A 21,962-nucleotide genomic window follows, 5' to 3' on the forward strand; every position below is an offset into this window, starting at 1 on the left:
CGCGGTCAGCGGCGGGCGCGGCGCGGTGGCAGCAGGCCCGCGTCCCGGGCCTGGCCGATCAGCCTGAGGGAGGTACGGCGGCTCCGCCCGGTCGCACCCATCACGGCGAGGACCGGGTCGGCGCCTTCCCGCTGGGCCGCGCGGTACTCCTGCGCCACCAGCCGCCGCCCCTCCGCCCCCTGCGGCCAGGCCGGCCGGGCACGGCGCCGCTGCGTCCCGCAGCCGTCCGGCCCGGGCCCCGCACCGCACGCCTGCTCCACCGCCTCCTCGATCCAGTCGGCGAGCTCGGCCAGGTCGTCGAGGGACAGCGCCGGCTGAGCGCGCACCTCCTCGACGCAGACGCATCCGCCGCCCACGACGGCCAGCGCGTCGACCCGGGCGCCGTCCACGAAAGTCAGCTGGAACTCGAACCACCGCGTGGCGCCCCCGCTCTCCCGTACTTCCCATGCCGGGCGCACGGACACCGCACCGTCCGCCGGATGGCGATCAGAAAGATTCAGAAAGGATGCTTCCAGCACGCACTGAACGTAACCGCATGATCACATTCCCTATAGATCGGACACGCGCCGCGAGTGGAGCACAGCACCCTGTCAGCGGAGCCCGGCCGGTGCGATGCTGGAGGCGTCAGCGCTCTCCTGAGATCCATCGGATCCCCGGGTAAGGAGTTCCGCCGTGCTGCGAGTCGCCGTCGTAGGCTCCGGGCCGAGCGGGTGCTACACCGCCCAGAGCCTCGTCCAGCTGGACCCCGAGGTGCGCGTCGACGTCCTGGACCGGCTGCCGTGCCCGTACGGTCTCGTCCGCTACGGCGTGGCACCCGATCACGAGAAGATCAAGTCGTTGCAGAACACCCTGCGGACGGTCCTGGAGCACGACCGGGTCCGGTTCCTCGGCGGCGTGCAGATCGGCCCCGGGGGTGTGCGGGTCGACCGGTTGCGGGAGCTCTTCCACGCGGTGGTCTACTGCGTGGGCGCCGCCACCGACCGGCGGCTGGGCATCCCCGGGGAGGACCTGCCGGGAAGCTGGTCGGCGACGCAGTTCGTGTCCTGGTACAGCGCCCACCCGGACGCCGTGGACGCCGGATTCCTGCGGGACGCCCGGTCGGCCGTGGTCATCGGGGTGGGGAACGTCGCCGTGGACGTCACGCGGATGCTGGCCCGGGGACTGGCCGAGCTCACCCCGACCGACATGCCGCAGGCGGCCCTGACGGCCCTGGCCGAGAGCCGGGTGACCGAGATCCACATGGTGGGCCGGCGCGGTCCGTCCCAGGCCCGGTTCACCACCAAGGAGCTGCGCGAACTGGGCACCCTGCCGGAGACCGACGTGGTCGTGGACCCGGCGGAGCTGGCCCTGGACCCGGATTACACGGACCCCTCCGCGCTGCCCGCCCCGCAGCGCCGCAACGTGGAGGTCCTGCGCGGCTGGGCCGGGACACCCCCGACAGGCGCCCCGCGCCGCATCCGCCTCCGGTTCTTCCTCCGCCCGGCCGAACTGCTCGCCGAGCGGGGGCGCGTGGGCGCGGTGCGGTTCGAGCGGACGGCGCCGGACGGCCACGGCGGCGTGACGGGCACGGGCCGCCACGAGGTCGTCGAGGGACAGCTGGTCCTGCGCTCGGTGGGCTACCGCGGGGTCCCCCTGGAGGGCCTTCCGTTCGATCCGGCCACCGGCACCGTCCCGAACCGGTCCGGCCGTGTCCTGCGCGGGGGCGTCGTGACTCCGGGCGAGTACGTGGCGGGCTGGATCAAGCGGGGCCCCACGGGCGTCATCGGCACGAACCGCCCCTGCGCGAAGGAGACGGCCACGGCGCTCCTGGAGGACGCGCCGGCCCTCGCCCTGCGGGCCGTGCCCGACGACCCCCTCCCGGCCCTGCGCGCGGCGGGGACCGACCCGGTCGCCTGGCAGGGCTGGCAGTCGATCGAGCGGGCGGAGGCGGAACTGGGAGCCTCGCTGGGCCGCGGAGTGGTCAAACTCCCGGACTGGCAGTCGCTGTTGCAGGCCGCAACGGGCAAGGCTCCTTGGCCCCATGGAGATCTGGCCCCGTAGCCCCTTGCACGCTGGGCGCCGATCGGGGCGGGGATGTAACGCCGCGCCCGGCACAGCGCCAGAGCCACGTGGGCCGCACGCCCCGCAGGCCTCTCAGTCGCCCAGACGGACGGCCTGCCGGTCTGCCGCGGCGAGCAGGGCACCCATGAACCCCGGGAACAGCTCGTCGAGCTCGTCCCGCCGCAGCCCGTTCATCTTGGCCGTCCCCCGGTACACCTGCCGGATCACCCCGCTCTCCCGGAGCACCCGGAAATGGTGGGTGGTGGTCGACTTGGTGACGGGCAGCTCGAAGTCCGAGCAGGACAACTCACCCCGCGCACCGGCCAGTTCCCGCACGATTCGCAGCCGCATCGGATCCGAGAGCGCGTGCAGCACCCCCTCCAGCCGGATCTCGTCACGCGCGGGATGCGGCAGGTCACGACTGCTGACGGCGGGCGACGACACGGCGGCTCCACTTCCTCGGGAGCTCCCATGGTACGAGAACCCTCGTAGTTTGACATCTGCCGTACTACGATGCCTATCGTACGAGTCGACATCGGCCCCGTGACGAATGGAGTCCGCCGTGACCGCGCTCTTCGAGCCCTTCACCCTGCGCGAGCTGACGATCCCGAACCGCGTGTGGATGCCCCCGATGTGCCAGTACTCGGCGGCGCCGGAGGGCCAGGAGACCGGGGCCCCCACCGACTGGCACTTCGCGCACTACGCCGCCCGCGCCACCGGCGGCACTGGCCTGATCATCGTCGAGGCGACCGCGGTGTCCCCGCAGGGCCGCATCTCCCCCTACGACCTCGGCATCTGGAACGACACGCAGGTCGAGGCGTTCCGTCGCATCACCCGTTTCCTCACCGCGCAGGGCACGGTGCCGGCGATCCAGCTCGCCCACGCGGGCCGCAAGGCCTCCACGGACCGCCCCTGGAAGGGCGGCGCTCCGGTCGGTCCGGACGAGCACGGCTGGCAGCCCGTCGCCCCGAGCCCGCTCGCCTTCGACGACCGGCACCCGGTCCCGGACGAGCTGACCACCGGCCAGATCAAGGACGTGGTCGAGCAGTTCGCCGCCGCGGCCCGCCGCGCGCTCGCCGCCGGTTTCGAGATCGCCGAGATCCACGGCGCCCACGGCTACCTGATCAACGAGTTCCTCTCCCCGCACTCCAACCACCGCACCGACGCCTACGGCGGCTCGTACGAGAACCGCACCCGCTTCGCCCTCGAAGTCGTCGACGCCGTACGGGAGGTCTGGCCGGACGACAAGCCGCTGTTCTTCCGCGTCTCGGCGACCGAGTGGCTCGAGGACGGCGGCTGGACCGCGGACGACACGGTCCGTTTCGCCGCCGACCTGCGGGCCCACGGCATCGACCTGCTGGACGTCTCCACCGGCGGCAACGCCTCCGGCGTCCGCATCCCCACGGCCCCCGGCTACCAGGTGCCCTTCGCCGCCCGGGTGCGCAACGAGACGTCCCTTCCGGTCGCCGCCGTCGGACTCATCACCGACGTCGAGCAGGCCGAGAAAATCCTGGCCAACGGCGAGGCGGACGCGGTCCTGCTGGGCCGGGAGCTGCTGCGCAGCCCCTCGTGGGCGCGGCACGCGGCACGGGAACTCGGCGGTGAGGTGCGGGTGCCGGACCAGTACCACCGGTCGGTCTGATCCGGCATCCCGTGAGGTACGTCAACCGGCCGCGCACGCCGTTCCGTTGAGCGTGAACGCGGCCGGGGCGGCGCTGTTGCCGCCGTGACTCGCCTGGTAGCCGATGCTCACGCTCGCGCCCGGCGCGATGGTGCCGTTGTACGCGGCACTGGTGGCGGTGACCGCCCCGGACGACGGCGTGCACGTGGCGCCCCAGCCCCCCGTGACCGTCTGCCCCGCGGGCAGCGTGAAGCCGAGTCTCCAGCCGTCGACGGCCGTCGTGCCGGTGTTGGTGAGGGTCAGGGAGGCGGTCAGGCCGGTGTTCCAGGCGTTCACCGACGCCTTCACCCTGCACGCGCCGGGCTGGGGCTGGGGAGCCGGGCCCGAGCCGTCCAGGCCGAAGAAGGTGAGCACGCGGGACGCCATGCCCTGGACGTAGAGGTTGTGGCCGACGCCCTGGAGGCTGACGGCCTCCACGGGGGCCCGGTCACCCGTGCCGCCGTAGCGGGTGCGGATCCAGCCGGTCTGGGGCGTGTCGGTGCCGGTGGGCGTCTGGCTCACGCCCTGCACGTTCGTCCACTGCTTGATCTGCTCCCCGAAGTTGGGGTAGCGCAGGACGTCGTCCTGGGTGCCGTGCCAGATCTGCATCCGGGGCCGGGGGCCGGTGTAGCCGGGGTACGCGCCCCGGACCAGGTCGCCCCACTCCTTCGGGGTACGGGTGTTCGTGCCGCCCGAGCAGGCGCTGTTCCACTCGGAGCCGTCGGTCGTGGCGAAACAGCCGAACGGGACGCCCGAGAAGGCGGCGCCCGCCGCGAACACGTCCGGGTAGTCCCCGAGCAGGACGTTCGTCATCATCGCGCCGGAGGAGATGCCGGTGGCGAACACCCGGCCGGTGTCGGCGTCGTAGGTGCGGGTGACCCAGTCGATCATCGACTTGATGCCGACGGGGTCGCTGCCGCCGCCGCGGCGCAGGGCCTGAGGCGAGGAGACGTCGAAGCACTTGCTGCTGCGGGTGACGGACGGGTAGAGCACGATGAATCCGTACCGGTCGGCGAGCGTGTCGTACTCGGTGCCGTTGTACATGTCCGGGCCCGAGCCGGTGCACCAGTGCACGGCGACCACGACGGCCGGCTTCGGCGTGACGCTCTCCGGCACGTACAGGTACATGCGCAGGTTGCTGGGGTTGGTTCCGAAGTCCCTCACTTCGGTGAGTGTCGCGGCGGGCACGGCCGCGGAACGGACGGAGTCGCGGGCCGGCTCGCCGGCGACGGCCGCGGGCGCGGTGAGCGCGGTGGCCGTGAGCAGCGAGAGCAGCGCGGCGACGAGCCCGAGGAGTGCCGGCCACGGGCGTCTCCTCGTGGTGGGGCGGGCGGTGGCGGGCACGTCCGGGTTCCTTCGGTTCATCGACTCGCCCTCTCATGAAGGGAAGCGGTCCGTTCGGCATGGTGACATGGACATGGCCCGCATGGAAGCGCTCCCACACGGTCGGCGGCCTGACCGGGAGCGGCCGAAAGTGTTCTGCGCGAGGCGTTGACTAGAAAGCGCTTGCCCCCTACGTTCCGTTCAGCAGTGTGACCCGTCGGCGCAAACGGGGCACGTTCAGCGCACACATTCAGCAGATGCGTGAACGATGTTCATGCACATGGTCGACCGGGCTCTACGAAGACACCCCCCACGGGGCGCCCGGGCGCCGGAGGCCCCGAACCCCCATCCGCCCCCACGACAGAAGGAATCGGGACATGACTTCTGCGACACGTCCGCGCGCCCGCAGGCGCGCACTGACCGGCGCACTGGCCGCACTCGGCCTGTCGGTTGGCATGATCATGACCACCAACGCGCCCACCGCCAGTGCCGCGACCTGGCCGACCCCCAACGGCAGCCAGGGCACCTCGTCCACCATCTCCGTGTCCGGCACCAAGGACTACGGGATGAAGCGGTACTACGGCACCGGCGAACTGGCCGGTGACGGTCAGGAGGAGGGTCAGGACCCGATCTTCAGGCTCGCGGACGGCGCGGTGCTGAAGAACGTCATCCTGGGCGCCCCCGCGGCCGACGGCATCCACTGCGAGGGCAGCTGCACGCTGCAGAACGTCTGGTGGGAGGACGTCGGCGAGGACGCCGCCACCTTCCGCGGCGGCAACGGCGCCACCTACCAGGTGATCGGCGGCGGCGCGAAGAAGGCGGCCGACAAGGTCTTCCAGCACAACGGCGGCGGCACGCTGACCATCTCCAACTTCGCGGTGCAGGAGTTCAAGACGCTCTACCGCTCCTGCGGTGACTGCTCCACGCAGTACACGCGCAAGGTCAACCTCAACACCGTCGACGTGACCGGCACCGGCTCCACCGCGCGGCTCGTCGGCATCAACGTCAACCGCAACGACGTGGCGACCCTGCGGAACATCACGATCCGCAACGACTCCGGGCGCAAGGTCGTGCCCTGCCAGAAGTACAACAACAACACCGCCGTCGGCTCGGGACCCGACAGCAAGAACTGCCTCTACTCCACCTCGGACATCACCTACAGGTAGTCCCGGGCGGTTTCTTCCCCCCACGGTGAAGCCGGCCGTGCGGAGTGTCCCGGCGGGCGCTGCGCACGGCCGTTCGCGTCAGGTGCCGTGCACCCGCGCGCGTACCTCCCCGATCAGATCCCGCTGGTAGTCGGTGTAGGCGGCGCGCAGTTCGGCGCCGGGCCAGCCGGCGGGCAGGAGCCCGGGCGGCAGCACGGGGTCGGCGAGCAGGTGCCGTACGACGGCGGCGAAGGCGGTCAGGCGGCCGGCCGGGCCGGTCTCGCCGGCGATGTGCGCGAGCAGGGTTCGCGCCGTGGCGGACCAGTCCTGGAGCGGCCACAGCGTTTCCGCCAGTTCGCCCGGGGGCCGGGCGGGGCGGGCCGTGTAGTGCTGCACCACCCGGTCCAGGTCGCCGGGGAGGGCACGGGTCAGGTTGGCCGGCCGCAGCCAGACGCCCTCGCGGAGTTCGGCGAGCCGGAGGGCGGTCAGCCTCGTGCGCAGCTCGGCGCGTTCGGCGGGGCCGCGTCCCGTCGCGGTGATCACGGCCATCTCCCAGTCGCCCTTCCACGCGCGCGTGCGCGGGTGCACGGCGTCGTCCTGGCGGCGCTGGCGGTCCAGCAGCCGGTCGCTGAGGCGGTAGCCGCCGTCCGTACGCCGCAGGTCTCCGGCGGCCACCATCCGGCTGAGCGCGGCCCGCAGGGTCGAGCCGCCGACGTCGAATCCCTCCACGAGCCGCGCCAGTTCCCTGGCCGGCAGCTCGGGGGGATGTGCCCCGAGCAGCAGGCTCAGCACGACCGACCGCGCGGACAGCGGCCGCAGATCGAGGGCGCCGGGCCGCGCCGGGACGTTCATCGGCATGGTCACGTACTGTACGCGGCACCGTTCGGTGTTGCAGCATTGCTGCGACCGCAGCCATAGTGCAACACTCGTGGCATGGTCTCCACACCGGACGGACATCAGGCGGGATCCGCCACGCACGACGTCACCAACCAGGCCCCGCCCCTCACCCCTTACGACGCCTCCGACGACACGGCGCTGCTGGAGGGGCTGCGGCGGGAGGGCGCCGGGTGGGCCGAGGAGGACCTGCGGCGTCTCGGCCGCCAGGCCGGCAGCACCCAGGTGCGGGAGTGGGCCGACCTTGCCAACCGGCACGAGCCGGAGCTGCGCACCCACGACCGGTACGGCAACCGCGTCGACGAGGTCGAGTTCCACCCCAGCTGGCACCACCTGATGCGCACGGCGGTCGCGGAGGGCCTGGCCGCCTCGCCCTGGGCGGACGACCGGCCCGGCGCCCACGTCGCGAGGACCGCCGGCGGACTGGTCTGGGGCCACACCGAGGCGGGGCACGGCTGCCCCACGTCGATGACGTACGCCGCCGTCCCCGCGCTGCGCGCCCAGCCGGAGCTGGCGAAGCTCTACGAGCCGCTGCTGACCAGCCGGGAGTACGACCCGGTCCTGCGGGAGCCCACGGAGAAGCGGGGGCTGCTGGCGGGCATGGGGATGACGGAGAAGCAGGGCGGCTCCGACGTCCGGACGAACACCACGACGGCCACGCCCACGGCCGAGCCCGGGGTGTACACGCTGCGCGGGCACAAGTGGTTCACCTCGGCGCCGATGTGCGACGTGTTCCTGGTCCTGGCGCAGGCTCCGGGCGGGCTGTCGTGCTTCCTGGTGCCGCGCGTGCTGCCCGACGGCACGCGCAACACCTTCCGCATCCAGCGGCTCAAGGACAAGCTGGGCAACCGGTCCAACGCCTCCTCCGAGCCCGAGTTCGACGGGACCGTGGCCTGGCTGGTCGGCCCCGAGGGGCAGGGCGTGAAGACCATCATCGAGATGGTCAACTGCACCCGGCTGGACTGCGTGATGATGTCGGCGGCGCTGATGCGCACGACCCTCGTCGAGGCGGGGCACCATGCGCGCCACCGCAGCGCGTTCGGCGCACGGCTCGTGGACCAGCCGCTGATGCGCAACGTTCTCGCCGATCTGGCGCTGGAGTCCGAGGCCGCCACGACGCTCACCCTGCGGCTGGCCGGAGCGGCCGACCGGGCGATCCGCGGGGACGAGGGTGAGGCCGCCTTCCGCCGGATCGCCACCGCCGTCGGCAAGTACTGGGTGACCAAGCGGGGCCCGGCGTTCACCGCGGAGGCCCTGGAATGCCTCGGCGGCAACGGCTACGTGGAGGACTCGGGCATGCCCCGGCACTACCGCGAGGCTCCCCTGCTGTCGATCTGGGAGGGGTCGGGGAACGTCAACGCCCTCGACGTGCTGCGGGCGCTGAGCCGCGAACCGGGCGCCGCCGAGGCCCTGTACGCCGAGCTCGATCTCGCCAAAGGAGCGGACGCCCGGCTGGACGGGGCCGTGACGCGGCTCAGGGCGGGGCCGTCCGAGGCCTCGCAGACGACGGCACGCAGACTCGTGGAGCAGATGGCGCTGACGCTCCAGGCCTCCCTCCTCGTCCGGCAGGCCCCGCCGGCGGTGGCCGACGCGTTCTGCGCGACGCGGCTCGGGGGCGACTGGGGGCACGCGTTCGGGACGCTGCCCCGGACGGCGGGCCTGGACGCCATCGTGGAGCGGGCGCTGCCCGGCGGAGGGGCGGGCTGACGGGGCAAGGCGCGCCGACTCGAACTCCAGCCATCGTGCGCACAGTTCGCGCACAGTCACCTCCCGGTTCCGCTTCGTTGTCAGTGCGTTGGTGCAGACTCCCCGTCAGATGGCACATCGTCTGGGGGAGGACAAGGTGTTCAGGGGGATCGACGAGGTCGACTGGGCCTCGCTGCGCCATGCGCACGGCAGTGCGGAGGACGTTCCCGGATTACTGCGGGGACTGGCCTCCGCCGACCCGGCCGAGCGGCAGACCGCGCTCGACGGGATGTACGGCGCCGTGCACCACCGGGGCGAGGTGTACGACTCGACGCTCGCCTGTGTTCCGATTCTCCTCGCGCTCGCCGTCCGCCCGGAGGTGCGGGACCGGGCGGGAATCGTGGAGCTCCTCGTCAGCATCGGCGACGAGGACGGCGCCCGCGGTGATCTCGCGGCCCGGGCCCGCGCGGTGCTGCGCGCGCGGGCCGGCGTCTTCGTCCGGCTCGCGGGAGACGCCGACCCGGGGGTGCGCCAGGCGGTTCCCGGGGCGCTGGTGCGGTTCCTCGACCCGCCGGCGCGGGTGCTCGCCCTGGTGCGGGAGCGGATCACCGTGGAGCGGGACGACAAGGTCCTGCTCGCCCTGACGGAAAGCCTCGGCCTGTTCGCGCGGCGGCACCGCCTGACCAGCGATGCCCACGCCGCCGAAGCGGCCCGCCTGCTGACCGAACTGACCAGGCCCCCCTGCGGCCCCGGGCTCCGGCTCGCCGCACTCGGCCAGCTCGCGGCGTGCGCCCCCGAGCTGCTCCCCGCCGATCTCGTACCGTCCGTCGTCCGGCTGCTCCGGGACAGATCCGCACAGCGGGGCTCTGCCGCGGGAGACGCGTACGAGGGTCCCGGTCCGGACACGCTGGCCGGCCGGCTGCTGCGGCTGCGCCCCTCGGACGAGGAAGGCTCCCGGCTGCTGCGGACCCTGCACTCCGCGCTCGGCAGCCGGGTGGCCGACCGCATCGCCCTGCTGTGCGGGCAGTTGACCAGTCCGGATCCCCTCGACCGGTGCAACGGCGTGTGGATGACGGCCGGGCTGTTCCGCGAGTGGCGTGACGGCCACGCGGGGCCGGTCACCCTCATCGGCGGTCAACTGGGCGCGCAGGAGGTTCGGTTGCACGACGCGGCGGTCGCCGTCCTGGTGGAGCTCGGCGAGCTGGCCGCGCCCGCCGCCGACCAGCTGCACGCGCTGGTCACGTACCGTCCCGGGCTGCGCATACGACACCGGGAGCGGAGTGCTCCCGCCCTGGGCGGTCCGCTCAAGGCCCTGGCCGGGACGGGGGACGCGCGGGCCGCACCGGTGCTGGCCGAGGTGCTGGCGGGTCCGGTCGTACCGGACGACCTGGGGCTGGTGATACCCCACCTCGGCCGCGCGGCCCTGCCGCTCGCTCCGGCGCTGCGGCGGCGGCTCGCCCGCGTGCCGCTCGACGCGCCCGACCTCCACCAGCGGGCGCTTCCCCTGCTGTCGGCCGTCACCGCCCTGGGCGACGCCGAGTCCCTGCCCGCGGTCCTGCGTCTGCTGCGCGGTGTGCCCGACGGGCTGCGGCGACGCGATGCCGTCACGGAGGCCGCGGTCCGGGCCCTCGGCGTGTTCGGCAGCGGCGCGCGCGAGGCGATACCGGATCTGTGCGGGCTGCTGGATACGGACTGCGCCGTCGCGGCGGCGGACGCGCTGTGGTCGGTCACGGGCGACGCGGATGCCGTACTGCCGGTGCTGCTGCGGGAGCTGACGGGCCCCGCGAGCGACCGGCGCCGTGCCGCGGCCGTACTGGGGCGGCTGGGCCCGGCGGCCCGGCCGGCCCTGCCCGGGCTGCGCGAAGCGGCCGGCTCCGGGGACGCGTGGGCGCGGGCCACGGCCGCGTGCGCGGTGTGGCGCACCACCGGGGAACCGGAAGGTTTCCTCGCCCTCCTCCGCTCCACGTGGGCGCGACACCCGCGCACCCGCAGAACGATCGCCGCGCACCTCTCGGCCATGGGACCGGCGGGAACTCCCCTGCACGACGTGCTCCGGGCGGAACTCGCCGATCTTCGGCGGCACCGCCCCGACTCCGGCGGCCAGGGCATCCGCGAGGACCTGGGGTTGCTGCGGGAGTGCCGGGAGGCGCTGGCCGGGCGGGCGCACCGGTAGGGCCCCGCCTCACCCCGTCGTACGCCCCCACATCGGGCCGAAGCGGGCCCACTCCGCATCCCACTGGTCGATCCGGCGGCACTCCAGGCGGCTGCGCAGGGCACGGCCGGCGATCAGGGGCACGGCCGCGCCGCACAGGCCTGCCACGCCGCCGATCAGAAGCGCCCTCACACGGGCCTGGGACTCGGTGACGGGCCGGGTGACCTGGCGGCCCTCGGGGTCCGTCCACACGGTGACCGGGGCCCCGGCGGCGCTGCCCGCGGGGACCCTCAGCTGGCCGGAGTGCCGGGAGCCGTCCTCGGCGGTCCACCGTGCCGTCGCCCACACCTGCTCGGCGCGGGCGGCAGGGGCGTTCTCGGTGGCCGTCCCCGGAGCGCGCTCGGCGAGCCGGGCCACGAGGGGGCGCCACTCGACGCGTTCCCGGGCCAGTCCGTCCGCCACGGAACGGCTCACCGTCGTCCCGGCCAGCACCCCGGCGAGCACGGTGAGCGTCCACACGCCCAGGAGGACCCAGGCCTCCACCCTGTCGGCGCGGCGCTTGAGCGGATTGCGCCGCCAGCGCCACAGCCACACCCTCGGACCACGTAACGCCATCGAAGGCCTCCTCCTCACGAGCCCACGACCATCTCGCCGCCCTCCCCATACGGACGGCGGCGCCTGGATGCTCACTGCACCTACCCGGCGTGACGGTCCCCACGGCCCCCGCACTCGCCGGCGCCCTGGGGAACGGGCCCTGGCGACTGCCGCACACCTCTCCGCCGACACCCCGCTGACCTGCGGCGGAGCACGGCCCGGGGGTGACTGTCAGTGGCCGGGTGCAGACTGGCCGATGTCCGGGACGAAGGCGTCGACGGAGACGCCGCGGAGGTGATCGGCATGACCGAGGTACTGCTCGCCGTGGGCACGCGCAAAGGCCTGTTCATCGGACGCCGGCGAGGGGGTGGCGGCTGGGAGTTCGACGAGAGCCCCTACTTCAACGCGCAGGCCGTGTACTCGGTCGCCATCGACACCCGGGCCGGGTCCCCGCGGCTACTGGTGGGCGGCGACAGCTCACACTGGGGCCCGTCCGTGTTCCACTCCGACGACCTGGGCCGCACCTGGACCGAACCGGCCACCCCGGCGGTCAAGTTCCCCCAGGACACCGGGGCGTCCCTGGAGCGGGTGTGGCAGCTGCACCCGGCCGCCGCCGAGCCGGACGTGGTGTACGCGGGGACGGAACCGGCCGCGCTGTACCGCTCGGAGGACCGCGGCGAGACGTTCGAGCTGGTCCGGCCCCTGTGGGAGCACCCCACGCGGTCCAAGTGGGTGCCGGGCGGCGGCGGTGAGGGTCTGCACACCGTGCTCACCGACGCGCGCGACCCGCGGGCGGTGACGGTCGCCGTCTCGACCGCCGGTGTGTTCCGCACGCAGGACGGCGGCGCGAGCTGGGCCCCCTCCAACTCGGGTGTCTCCGCGGTGTTCCTGCCCGACCCGAACCCGGAGTTCGGCCAGTGCGTGCACAAGGTCGCGCGGGACGCCGCCACCCCGGACCGGCTGTATCTGCAGAACCACTGGGGGGTGTACCGCAGCGACGACGCGGGCGCGCACTGGACGGACATCGGCGAGGGCCTCCCGTCCACCTTCGGCTTCGCGGCGGTGGCGCACCCGCACAGGGGCGACACGGCGTACGTGTTCCCGATCAACGCCGACGCCGACCGGGTCCCGGCCGACCACCGGTGCCGGGTCTACCGGACGGCGGACGCGGGCAAGAGCTGGGAGCCGCTCTCGGCGGGCCTGCCCCAGGAGGACCACTACGGCACGGTGCTGCGCGACGCGATGTGCACGGACGACGCCGACCCAGCGGGCGTCTACTTCGGCAACCGCAACGGCGAGGTGTTCGCGTCGGCGGACGACGGTGACAGCTGGCGGCAGCTCGCCTCGCACCTGCCGGACGTGCTGTGCGTGCGGGCCGCGCTCGTCGGCTGAGGCGCGGACACGGCAGGGGGGCGAAGGTGCGCACAGGCGTTGGCCACCGGTTGATCGCCGCTGCCCGTACGGCAGTAGGGTGACGCCCGTGGCACCACGACCCTTGCATGAAATCGTCGAAGCGGGCTGGGCGAAGGCCCTGGAACCGGTGGCTGAACGCGTCGCCGCGATGGGGGACTTCCTCCGCGCGGAGATCGCCGCGGGACGCACCTACCTCCCGGCCGGGCCGAACGTCCTGCGGGCCTTCCAGCAGCCCTTCGACGACGTGCGGGTCCTGATCGTCGGTCAGGACCCGTACCCCACTCCGGGGCACGCGGTGGGGCTGTCGTTCTCGGTCGCGCCCGAGGTGCGGCCGCTGCCCGGCAGCCTCATCAACATCTACCGCGAGCTGCACGCCGACCTGGGGCTCCCCCAGCCGTCCAACGGTGACCTCACACCGTGGACGCAGCAGGGCGTGCTGCTGCTCAACAGGGCCCTGACCACCGCCCCGCGCAAGCCCGCCGCCCACCGCGGCAAGGGCTGGGAGGAGGTCACGGAGCAGGCCATCCGGGCCCTGGCGGCGCGTGGCAAGCCGCTGGTGTCCATCCTGTGGGGCCGTGACGCCCGCAATCTGCGTCCGCTCCTGGGCGACCTGCCCTCCGTCGAGTCCGCCCACCCCTCCCCCATGTCGGCCGACCGCGGCTTCTTCGGCTCCCGTCCGTTCAGCCGGGCCAACGACCTGCTGATCCGCCAGGGCGGCCAACCGGTGGACTGGCGTCTGCCGTGAGCGGGGCGTCGGAGGAGTCCGGGTTCCTCGCCGTGGACTCCGGCGGCTCCGGGCTCCGGGCCGTGCTGGGGACCGCCGAGCGGGGACCGCTGGCCCGGCGGGCGTCCGGTGAGCCGGTCCGCACCGGTGACCGGGGCATCGATCCCGGGCACTTCATGGCGCAACTCGTGCCGCTGGTGCGCGCCTTGACCGCCGATGCGGGAGCGGTGCCGTTGACCGCCGTCGCCGTCGGCGCGGCCGGGCTGGCCTCCCTGGGTGCCGGGCTGCGCGCCGAACTGCCCGGCGCACTGGCCCGGGAGTGGGGCGTGCGCAGGGTCGCCCTGGCCGCCGACGCCGTGACCGCCTACGTGGGCGCGCTCGGGCCGCGGCCCGGTGCCGTGATCGCCGGCGGCACGGGACTGATCGCCGTGGGCACCGACCTGACCGGCTGGCGGCGTGCGGACGGCTGGGGGCATCTGCTCGGCGACTGCGGGAGCGGCGCCTGGATCGGGCGGGCCGGTCTGGAGGCCGCGCTGCGCGCCCACGACGGGCGCGAGGGTGGCTCGGCCCCGCTGCTGGCCCGCGCCGAGGAGGTGTTCGGGCCCGTCGCCGGGCTGCCCTGCGCGCTGTATCCCCGCCCCGACCGGCCCGCCGTACTCGCCTCCTTCGCACCCGGCGTGGCCGCCTGCGCCGGCGAGGACCCCGTCGCCGCGGGCATCCTGCGGGAAGCGGCCCGGCACATGGCCGACTCCGCCGCGGCCGTGTGCCCCTCGGGCGGAGAGCCGCGTGTCGCCGTCACCGGAGGCCTGTTCAAACTGGGCGACCCGCTGCTCGGGCCGCTGGACGAGGAGCTGACGCGGCGGCTCCCTCGGGTTCGGCGGGTGCCGGCCGAGGGCGATCCGCTGCACGGCTCGGTGCGCATCGCGACGGACCTGAGCACGGGTTCGCTCACGCTGCCGGGTGACGGGACCCTGCTGTCCGTGACCACCCGGTCGGGTGATTGATCCGATCACATCCCATCGGCATGTAACACATCAGACAAAACAGGATGGATACCGCTCACCTGCACCCTCCCCGAACAGGGGAACCCAAGAAGCCAGTAACATGCGGCGCCATGAGTTCCCCCACTGGGCCCGCGGATGGCCTGCCCGTACGAATGCCGCGCCCCCGCCAGCCCGGACGGCACCGCCGTCCCGAGCCGCTGGTTGCTCCCGAGGGCGCGCCGGCGCTCGTCCTCGCCGTGCCGGGGACGCCCAGTAGCGCCACGCGCAGCCTCGCCGAAGAGGTCGTGAGCATCGCCCGCTCCGAGCTGCCCGGCCTCGACGCCCGCATCGGATACCTCGACGGGGACAACGCGGAGTTCCCCACGCTGCAGGCCGTGCTCGTGCACGCCGCCGAGGAGCGCACGGCCCGCTTCGAACAGGCCCGTGCCGCCGGCATGGACGTCAAGATGCCCGACGGCCCCGTCGCCGTCGTCGTCCCGCTGCTCGCCGGCCCGGACAGCGCACTGCTGCGCCAGGTCCGCCAGGCCCTCATGGAGAGCCGGGTCGCCGCCGAGCTGACCGACGTCCTCGGCCCGCACCCGCTGCTCGCCGAGGCGCTGCACGTGCGGCTGTCCGAGGCCGGTCTGGCCCGTGCGGACCGTGCACGGCTGTTCACCGTGGCGACCGCCGCGGACGGCATCGTCCTGGCGTCCGTGGGCGGTGACGAGGCCGTGCAGGCGGCAGGGATCACGGGCATGCTGCTGGCCGCGCGCCTCGCCGTGCCGGTGATGGCCGCGGCCCTGGACCAGGAGGGCTCCATCGCGTCCGTCGCCGAGCAGCTGCGCTCCTCCGGCTCGCAGCAGTTGGCGCTCGCGCCGTATCTGATCGGCCCGGAGATCGAGCAGGGCCTGATCGAGGAGGCCGCGAAGGAGGCGGGCTGCTCCGCCGCCGAGTCGCTCGGCGCGTACCCGGCGATCGGCAAGCTCGCCCTGGCCAAGTACACGACGGCGCTGGGCATCGCGCCGCAGCAGGCGCAGAGCACGCCGGTGCGCTGACGCGGGGCACCGCGCGCAACACGGTGAAGGCCCGCTCCGGTTCGGAGGGGGCCTTCGCCGTCGGGGGCGGTTGTCCGGTGGGGTGGGGTGACTCCGGCTCAGGCGAGGGCCACGCAGGACGCCGCCGGCACCCTGATCGAGCCGCCTCGTCGCGGGACGCCCGTGAGCGGGTCGACCGCGAACCAGGTCACGTCGCCGGAGCGCTCGTTGGCGACGTAGAGGAAGCCGTCGCAGGCGGCCAGGGCGCGGGGCCAGTGGCCGCCGCAGTGCACCGTGGTGACGAGCCGCAGCTCGTCGCCCTGCACGGCGAGCACGGACAGGACGTCCTCGCCGCGGGTGGCGGTCCACACGAAGCGTCCGTCGGGCGAGGTGACGATGCCGGAGGGGTAGGCGTCGCGCGCCGGTGCGCCGGGCAGGACCGGGGTCTCGGACAGCGGCGTCAGGACGCCTTCCGCCGCGTCCCAGCGGCACACGGTCACGGAGGGGCTCAGTTCGTTGACGACGTAGGCGTACGCGCCGTCCGGGTGGAAGGCCAGGTGGCGCGGCCCCGAGCCGGGGCGCAGGGCGGTCTCCCGGTACAGGGCGAGAGCCCCGTCCACCAGCGTGCACACGCGCACCGAGTCCGTGCCGAGGTCCACGCTGACGGCCCACCGGCCGCTCGGGTCGGGCTGCACCTGGTGGGCGTGCGGCCCCTGCTGGCGGGGCGTGTGCGGCCCGGCACCGGTGTGCCGGAGCACGCCGGAAGCGGACCGCGCGAGGGTGCCGTCGGGGCGGACGGGGACCGCGGTGACACTGCCGGAGCCGTAGTTGGCGGTCAGGACGTGCCCCGCGAACAGGCTGAGGTGGGTCGGTCCGCTGCCGCCGACCGGCACGGGCCGCCCGGCCGGCTCGGGCTTGTCCCCGGACACCCGGTAGGCGGCCACCGTACCCTCGGCCGTCTCACTGACCGCGTACAGCGTCTCCCCGTCTCGGGCGAGGGCCAGGTAGGAGGGGTCCGGGACGGCTTGCACGCTGCTCAGCACGGTCAGCGCGCCGGTGCCGGGGTCGGCCTGCGCGGTCACGATCCCGGGGCCGCCGGCCGCCGTGAACGACCCGATGAACGCCCGTCGCCTGCCGTCCGCCACCGCTGTCCCCTCTCGCCTGCGCCGTCCGGAAGAACCGCGCAGCCGATCATGCAAGGTCTAGACCAGGCGGTCAAGGGGTGGTTCGGCCGGTCGGGCCCGGCCCGCCCGGGGGTACGCGGGGCCCGGTCGGCGCGGCCCAGCCCCCCTGCTCCCGCAGCCGGGTCAGCTCCTCGGAGCCCTCAGTTACCCCGTCAAGCCCCCACCAGAGGCGAGCCCGAGGGCGTGCGCAGGGGGCGGGCCAGTTCGGTCAAGGCTCGTTCCAGGCCGTGCACGTGGGCCAGGGCGGGTCCCGCGTCAGGCAGTCCGTCCGTGTGGACCGCGATGTCCCTGCCCTCGGTGAGGGCTTCGACGGCCGCCTCGACCCGGCGGCAGGCCGTGGCCAGGCGGGTGTCGTGGGAGGCCTCCGGGTCGGCGGCGACGGCGACCAGGCCGCGGATCTCCCGGGCGCAGTCGTCGAGGAGGTCCAGGACGTGCCGGGCCCGGCGCTTGCGGCCGAGCATCGGGTTCAGCGGGTGCACGAGCGGGGCGACGGAGAGCCGTACCCGGGCGAGGAGCTGCTCCAGCTCCGCCACCCGCGGGGCGGGGTCGGCGTCGGCCGCACCCGCGAGCCGGCGGGCGGTCTCGACGGCGCAGGCGTGCACACAACGCAGGGCCCGCCGGATCCAGGCGTCGGTGATGCTGTGGGTGGTGACGGGCAGGACGAGGATCACGGCGAGGGCGGCGCCGAGCGCCCCGACACCGGTCTCGGCGAGCCGCAGGGCGAGCAGGTCCGGGCCGAGCACGCCCAGGAGGCCGTAGAGCAGTCCGGCGAGGAGGGTGACCCAGAGCATCATCCACGTGTAGGACAGGGCGGCCGTGTAGAAGATGCCGAAGACGCAGACAGCGGCGAGGGCGGCCGTGACGGCGGGATCGCCGTGCACGGGCATGGCCACGAGCAGGCCGAGGCCGATGCCGATGACCGTGCCGAGCAGCCGCCGGAAGCCGCGGACCAGGGTCTCGCCGCGCGAGGTGGTGTTGACGAAGATCCACCAGGTAGCGCCGACAGCCCAGTACCAGCGCTGCCCGGACACCAGCTGGCCCACGACGAGGGCGAAGCCGGCTCCGGCGGTCGCCTGGACCGCCTGGCGGGTGGTGACCCGGGCCAGACCGGTGCCGCCCGGCGGCGCGGGCACGGCGGGCGGGGGCAGGCGCCGCTCGTAGCACCACAGGCCGAAGCGCACCGCTGCGGCGGCGAGGACGGACAGCAGGACCGCGGCGTACAGCTGGGGCAACTGGTCGGTGGTGGCGTGCAGGAACTGCGCCACGAAGAAGGTCATGAACGCGAACACGCCGAGGCTGTGCCCGCGCGGACCCCAGCGCCGCGCGTACACGCCCGCGCCGACCACGGCGAGGAACGTGAGGTCCCGCGCCACCGGGTGGTCGTGCAGCTCGGCCGCGGCGGTGAGGACGGGCAGGCCGACGGCGGGCAGCAGCGCGGTCGTGACGGCCTGGCCGCGGACCGTCGCGTCGGTGACGGTGAACAGGGCGAGCAGGGCGGCGAGACCGCCGGTGACGGTACCCGTGAGGGAGTGCCCGGCGAGGCCGCACAGGGCCACCGCGAGCGCGATGCCGAGCACGGCTCGCGCGGCGAACCGCAAACGCGTCCGCCCTGGATCCGGAGCCATGAACACCCTCTTCAGCACCGCTTACCGCCCCTTTCGCACCACCGGCCATGAGTACGCATGAAAAAGGCGCCGCGGGATCCGCAGCGCCATCGACGCACCTATATCAGCACCCCGGGGGCCACTGGCTCAACCGGCTCCTTCTAGACTGGTCCATTGGTACAGGTGGAGCGGCCGGGAGGCGGCCGCGGCAGAGCCAACGGACGAGGAGGTCGCCCCATGCCCGTGGACGAGCTCGACACCCGCATCCTGAGGCTGCTGCTGGAGCAGCCGCGCACGAGCGTGCGCGAGTACGCCCGGATCCTGGGCGTCGCCCGGGGCACGCTGCAGGCCCGGCTGGACCGGCTGGAGCGCGACGGCGTGATCACCGGCACGGCACCGGCCCTCTCCCCCGCCGCGCTCGGGCATCCGGTGCTGGCGTTCGTGCACATCGAGGTCACCCAGGGCCATCTCGACGAGGTGGGCGACGCGCTGGCGGCCGTGCCGGAGATCGTCGAGGCGTTCTCGATCACGGGCGGCGGGGATCTGCTGGCCCGGGTGGTGGCGCGGGACAACGCGCACCTGGAGGACGTCGTCCAGAAGCTGATCAGCATGCCCGGGGTGGTGCGCACCCGTACCGAGGTCGCGCTGCGCGAGCGCGTGTCCCACCGGATGCTGCCGCTGGTGGAGTCGATCGGGCGGTCGGTTCGCGGATGATCTTTGAGAGCATGGCCCCATGAGCAAGCTCCGCGGAATATCGGTCATCTTCGATCTCGACGGAACACTCGTGGACAGCGAGCCGAACTACTACGAGGCGGGCCGCCAGACGCTCGCCGCGTACGGCGTAGCGGACTTCACCTGGGCGGACCACGAGCGGTACGTCGGCATCAGTACGCAGGAGATGGTCGCCGACTGGAAAGGCCCGCTACGACCTGACCGCCTCGGTGGACGAACTGCTCGCCACCAAGAACCGCCGCTATCTGGAACTGGCCCGCAGCGCCACCAGTGCCTACCCCGAGATGCGCACGTTCGTCGAACTGCTGGCGGCCGAGGGCGTGCCCATGGCCGTGGCCTCGGGCTCGTCCCCGGAGGCCATCGCCGCGGTGCTGACCGGAACCGGACTGGACGCACAGCTGCACACCGTGGTCTCCGCCGACGAGGTCCCGCACGGAAAGCCGGCCCCCGACGTCTTCATGGAGGCGGCCCGCAGGCTCGGCGCGACCCCGTCCGACTGTGTCGTCCTGGAGGACGCCGCTCCGGGTGCCGCCGCCGCGCACGCGGCCGGCATGCGGTGCATCGCGATCCCGTACGTGGCGGCCCAGGTGGACGCACCGGAGTTCACGACCGCCGGCCTGCTGCTGCGGGGCGGCCAGAAGGAGTTCACGGCACATGCGGCGTTCGACTGGCTGTGCCGGGCGGGGTAGCTCCGCGGGCAGCCGTACGACGCTCTCCCGCCGGGCTCGTCGAGACGCTGACCAGCGGTTGCTCAATCACCCGAAACCGGCCGCACCCGGGCTGCGCTCCTCGAGGACCCGACGCACGCCTACTTCCGGCGCACGGAACCGAGGGTCGTGTTCGGCGGCCGGGACGCGGGCGTCGCCAATCCGGCGAAGTCCGGCGGCACCACGCTGCTGGACGAGATCTGGGAGGGGGCGCCCTTTTGGAACCAGGGGGCGCTGGTGGCGCGGGTGCGGACCACGGCGGACGCATGGGTGTCGGACGGGTTACTGAGCAGGGCGGACGCGGACAAGGTGGTGGCGACGGCGGAGGCGGCTTCGTACCGGCCCTGAGTGCCTGACGGGCCGGGCCGGGTGCGGCGTTCGAGCGGACGCCGCACCCGGCCGAACTTTTTTGCGGCAGGGATGATTGTTTCGCCCCTGGCATCCGTACCTCTTGGTGTTGGGCCGTTCATATCCCAGGAGGCACGATGCGCATCTCGCGCAGCACGGCAGGAACCGCGTTCGTGGGCGGCGCGTTGGTCCTTACGCTGACCGCGCTCGCCTACCCGAGCATGCTGGGCGTGGAGAACGCGGCTTCCGGCCAGGACCGCATCATCGCCAACACCCAGTGGGGTCCGCTGACCGAGGCGGACCGCGACTTCGTGGTGCGCGTACGCGCGGCCGGACTGTGGGAGTACCCGCTCGGACAGATGATCAAGGAGCGGAGCACGTCGCCGGAGATGCAGGAGGTCTCCAAGCATCTGCTCGTGGGCCACGGCCGGCTGGACGCGGGCTGCCGCAAAATCGCCACGGACCTGGGCATCACCCTGCCGAACGAGGCGTCACCTCAGCAGCAGCAGTTCGTGGCGACGGCCGAGGGCAGCACGGGCAAGGAGTTCGAGTCCACGGCGGTGACGATCATGCGCGTCGCGCACGGAGGCATCTTCCCGACGATCGCCAAGATCCGGGCGACCACCCGGAACAGCCTCGTGCGGGAACTCGCCGACACGACCAACGACACCGTTCTCGACCACATCACGGTCCTGGAGAAGACCGGCCTGATCAATCAGGAGCAGGTCAGCTTCCAGATCACCGCCCCGCCCAAGCTGCCCCAGGAGCAGACGACACCGCCGCCGCCGCAGCAGGGCGCGCCGGTCCGCGTGCTGCCCATCCCCGAAGAGCTGAAGGATTTCCAGACGGTCGCCCCCAATCCGTCCTACGGGGCGCCTGCGCCGTCTCCGTCGGCCGGCTGAGCCAGGTACGACGTTCTGGGGGGGTCGCGGTTCGTTCGCGGCCCCCGGTCCTATGAACGGCGGCGGGGCTTGCCGCGGCGGTCGTTCTGGGGGGCGCCGCGCCCGCTCTTCCCGGTGCGCTTCGCCCCGGCGGACTTCCCGGCCGCCGATCTTCCGGGCGCCGGCTTCCGTCGGGCGCCGCCCCGGTCCGCGTTCGCGGACTCGCCCCGCGCCAGGGGCTGCTGACGGCCCCGGGTGCTGTTGACCGTGCGGCCGCGGACGATGCCGATGAAGTCCTCGACCTGGTCCGTCTTCGCGTCTTCGGGCCAGGCCAGGGCCACGCTCGACTCCGGGGCGTCCGTGAGGGGCCGGTGGGTGAGGTCCTTGCGGTGATGCAGGCGGGCGAGCGAGAGCGGGACGACGAGGACGCCGATACCCGCCGCGACGAGTTCGACGGCGTCGGCGGTGGTCGCGGGGCGCTCCAGGGCGGGCCTCCCGGGCAGGCTCTCCCAGTCGAGGACGTCGTCGAGGGGATGCAGCACGATGTCGTCGGCCAGGTCCTCCGGAGCCACCTCGTCGACGGCGGTGACCAGGTGGTCCTTGGGCACCACGACGACGGTCTGCTCGGTGTAGAGGGGGATCGCGCTGAAGACCGAGCGGTCCACGGGTGTCCGGACGAGACCCGCGTCGGCGTCCCCGCCCAGGAGTCGCTCGGCCGCGGCCCCGGCGGGCACCTGGGTGAGGGTCAGCGGGACACCGGGCTGCCGCTCGTTCCAGATGCGCACCCACTTGTCGGGCATCACCCCGGGAACGTAGGCGAGCCGGAACGAGGGGGTTGCATCCGAGCCTGTCACCTCG

Annotated in this window: 19 protein-coding genes and 2 pseudogenes; 13 read left to right on the forward strand and 8 right to left on the reverse strand. The window is 73.6% G+C overall.

All coding sequences use genetic code 11. From position 1 onward, the window contains the following. Nucleotides 1-5: 5 nt before the first annotated feature. Nucleotides 6-464, reverse strand: a complete 459-nt coding sequence (locus OO68_RS06265) for a DUF6214 family protein (protein ID WP_033307127.1) — start codon at nt 462-464, stop codon at nt 6-8. A gap of 208 nt (nt 465-672) precedes the next feature. Between OO68_RS06265 and OO68_RS06270 the strand changes: the two genes are divergently transcribed. Further along, nucleotides 673-2,040, forward strand: a complete 1,368-nt coding sequence (locus OO68_RS06270) for an FAD-dependent oxidoreductase (RefSeq protein ID WP_033307128.1) — start codon at nt 673-675, stop codon at nt 2,038-2,040. 93 nt (nt 2,041-2,133) lie between these two features. Here the strand turns inward: OO68_RS06270 and OO68_RS06275 are convergent, their stop codons facing one another. Beyond that, nucleotides 2,134-2,484, reverse strand: coding sequence for an ArsR/SmtB family transcription factor (locus OO68_RS06275; protein WP_033307129.1), 351 nt, complete (start codon nt 2,482-2,484; stop codon nt 2,134-2,136). A 118-nt stretch (nt 2,485-2,602) separates the two neighbouring features. Between OO68_RS06275 and OO68_RS06280 the strand changes: the two genes are divergently transcribed. Beyond that, entirely contained in the window at nt 2,603-3,682 is a 1,080-nt protein-coding gene (locus OO68_RS06280) for an NADH:flavin oxidoreductase/NADH oxidase (RefSeq protein ID WP_033307500.1), read from the forward strand. 21 nt (nt 3,683-3,703) lie between these two features. Here the strand turns inward: OO68_RS06280 and OO68_RS06285 are convergent, their stop codons facing one another. Further along, the gene (locus OO68_RS06285) at nt 3,704-5,044 is read right to left on the reverse strand and encodes an extracellular catalytic domain type 1 short-chain-length polyhydroxyalkanoate depolymerase (protein ID WP_051814495.1); all 1,341 of its coding nucleotides are present in this window, start codon (nt 5,042-5,044) and stop codon (nt 3,704-3,706) included. A gap of 356 nt (nt 5,045-5,400) precedes the next feature. Between OO68_RS06285 and OO68_RS06290 the strand changes: the two genes are divergently transcribed. After that, nucleotides 5,401-6,189 carry a pectate lyase gene (locus OO68_RS06290; protein ID WP_033307130.1) on the forward strand — a complete coding sequence of 263 codons (789 nt, stop codon included), beginning with the start codon at nt 5,401-5,403 and terminating at the stop codon, nt 6,187-6,189. 78 nt (nt 6,190-6,267) lie between these two features. On the opposite strand, the gene OO68_RS06295 is transcribed toward OO68_RS06290, so the two are convergent. Continuing rightward, complete coding sequence (locus OO68_RS06295) at nt 6,268-7,026, reverse strand: PaaX family transcriptional regulator C-terminal domain-containing protein (RefSeq protein ID WP_033307502.1); 759 nt, start codon at nt 7,024-7,026, stop codon at nt 6,268-6,270. Between the two features lie 75 nt (nt 7,027-7,101). On the opposite strand from OO68_RS06295, the gene OO68_RS06300 reads away from it, so the two are divergent. Together OO68_RS06300 and OO68_RS06305 are read left to right on the forward strand one after the other, a co-directional pair. After that, nucleotides 7,102-8,769 carry an acyl-CoA dehydrogenase family protein gene (locus OO68_RS06300; RefSeq protein ID WP_033307131.1) on the forward strand — a complete coding sequence of 556 codons (1,668 nt, stop codon included), beginning with the start codon at nt 7,102-7,104 and terminating at the stop codon, nt 8,767-8,769. A gap of 136 nt (nt 8,770-8,905) precedes the next feature. Beyond that, nucleotides 8,906-10,921 (forward strand): hypothetical protein, encoded by a 2,016-nt coding sequence (locus tag OO68_RS06305; RefSeq protein WP_033307132.1) that lies wholly within the window; start codon nt 8,906-8,908, stop codon nt 10,919-10,921. 9 nt (nt 10,922-10,930) lie between these two features. Here the strand turns inward: OO68_RS06305 and OO68_RS06310 are convergent, their stop codons facing one another. Further along, a complete protein-coding gene (locus OO68_RS06310) occupies nt 10,931-11,515 on the reverse strand; it encodes an Rv1733c family protein (protein WP_033307133.1) in 585 nt (194 codons plus the stop codon). A 213-nt stretch (nt 11,516-11,728) separates the two neighbouring features. Between OO68_RS06310 and OO68_RS06315 the strand changes: the two genes are divergently transcribed. The 4 genes from OO68_RS06315 to OO68_RS06330 all read left to right on the forward strand — a co-directional run bounded on the left by OO68_RS06315 (nt 11,729) and on the right by OO68_RS06330 (nt 15,669). Then, complete coding sequence (locus OO68_RS06315) at nt 11,729-12,886, forward strand: WD40/YVTN/BNR-like repeat-containing protein (RefSeq protein ID WP_033307134.1); 1,158 nt, start codon at nt 11,729-11,731, stop codon at nt 12,884-12,886. Between the two features lie 88 nt (nt 12,887-12,974). Beyond that, nucleotides 12,975-13,652, forward strand: a complete 678-nt coding sequence (locus tag OO68_RS06320; RefSeq protein ID WP_033307135.1) for a uracil-DNA glycosylase — start codon at nt 12,975-12,977, stop codon at nt 13,650-13,652. After that, nucleotides 13,649-14,635: an N-acetylglucosamine kinase gene (locus OO68_RS06325; RefSeq protein WP_033307136.1), complete on the forward strand. Its 987-nt coding sequence runs from the start codon at nt 13,649-13,651 to the stop codon at nt 14,633-14,635. The genes OO68_RS06320 and OO68_RS06325 overlap by 4 nt, the downstream gene beginning before the upstream one ends. A gap of 110 nt (nt 14,636-14,745) precedes the next feature. Next, complete coding sequence (locus OO68_RS06330; RefSeq protein ID WP_033307137.1) at nt 14,746-15,669, forward strand: sirohydrochlorin chelatase; 924 nt, start codon at nt 14,746-14,748, stop codon at nt 15,667-15,669. Nucleotides 15,670-15,767: 98 nt separating this feature from the next. On the opposite strand, the gene OO68_RS06335 is transcribed toward OO68_RS06330, so the two are convergent. After that, nucleotides 15,768-16,793: a lactonase family protein gene (locus OO68_RS06335; protein ID WP_033307138.1), complete on the reverse strand. Its 1,026-nt coding sequence runs from the start codon at nt 16,791-16,793 to the stop codon at nt 15,768-15,770. Nucleotides 16,794-16,984: 191 nt separating this feature from the next. After that, nucleotides 16,985-18,475: an FUSC family protein gene (locus OO68_RS06340; RefSeq protein ID WP_033307139.1), complete on the reverse strand. Its 1,491-nt coding sequence runs from the start codon at nt 18,473-18,475 to the stop codon at nt 16,985-16,987. Nucleotides 18,476-18,673: 198 nt separating this feature from the next. Here OO68_RS06340 and OO68_RS06345 point away from each other — a divergent pair, with 198 nt between their 5' ends. The 4 genes and pseudogenes from OO68_RS06345 (at nt 18,674) to OO68_RS06360 (ending at nt 21,125) form a co-directional block, all read left to right on the forward strand. Beyond that, nucleotides 18,674-19,150, forward strand: a complete 477-nt coding sequence (locus tag OO68_RS06345; protein ID WP_033307140.1) for an Lrp/AsnC family transcriptional regulator — start codon at nt 18,674-18,676, stop codon at nt 19,148-19,150. 19 nt (nt 19,151-19,169) lie between these two features. Further along, nucleotides 19,170-19,857, forward strand: a pseudogene (locus tag OO68_RS42155) (HAD family hydrolase). 102 nt (nt 19,858-19,959) lie between these two features. Beyond that, a pseudogene (locus tag OO68_RS06355) lies at nt 19,960-20,223 on the forward strand (hypothetical protein); the annotation flags it as partial. Between the two features lie 137 nt (nt 20,224-20,360). Continuing rightward, complete coding sequence (locus OO68_RS06360) at nt 20,361-21,125, forward strand: DUF4142 domain-containing protein (RefSeq protein ID WP_033307142.1); 765 nt, start codon at nt 20,361-20,363, stop codon at nt 21,123-21,125. Between the two features lie 50 nt (nt 21,126-21,175). On the opposite strand, the gene OO68_RS06365 is transcribed toward OO68_RS06360, so the two are convergent. Continuing rightward, a complete protein-coding gene (locus tag OO68_RS06365; protein ID WP_033307143.1) occupies nt 21,176-21,958 on the reverse strand; it encodes a LysR family transcriptional regulator substrate-binding protein in 783 nt (260 codons plus the stop codon). Nucleotides 21,959-21,962 lie beyond the last annotated feature (4 nt).

The sequence above is a fragment of the Streptomyces iakyrus genome (genome assembly GCF_000717055.1).
In the GTDB taxonomy this organism is placed as follows: domain Bacteria; phylum Actinomycetota; class Actinomycetes; order Streptomycetales; family Streptomycetaceae; genus Streptomyces; species Streptomyces iakyrus.

Bases quoted from the DNA above. Each gene is read 5' to 3' on its own strand.
- OO68_RS06345 (WP_033307140.1), top strand. From the start codon at position 18,674: ATGCCCGTGGACGAGCTCGACACCCGCATCCTGAGGCTGCTGCTGGAG.
- OO68_RS06310 (WP_033307133.1), bottom strand. From the start codon at position 11,515: ATGGCGTTACGTGGTCCGAGGGTGTGGCTGTGGCGCTGGCGGCGCAAT.
- OO68_RS06300 (WP_033307131.1), top strand. From the start codon at position 7,102: ATGGTCTCCACACCGGACGGACATCAGGCGGGATCCGCCACGCACGAC.
- OO68_RS06360 (WP_033307142.1), top strand. From the start codon at position 20,361: ATGCGCATCTCGCGCAGCACGGCAGGAACCGCGTTCGTGGGCGGCGCG.
- OO68_RS06290 (WP_033307130.1), top strand. From the start codon at position 5,401: ATGACTTCTGCGACACGTCCGCGCGCCCGCAGGCGCGCACTGACCGGC.
- OO68_RS06330 (WP_033307137.1), top strand. From the start codon at position 14,746: ATGAGTTCCCCCACTGGGCCCGCGGATGGCCTGCCCGTACGAATGCCG.
- OO68_RS06295 (WP_033307502.1), bottom strand. From the start codon at position 7,026: ATGCCGATGAACGTCCCGGCGCGGCCCGGCGCCCTCGATCTGCGGCCG.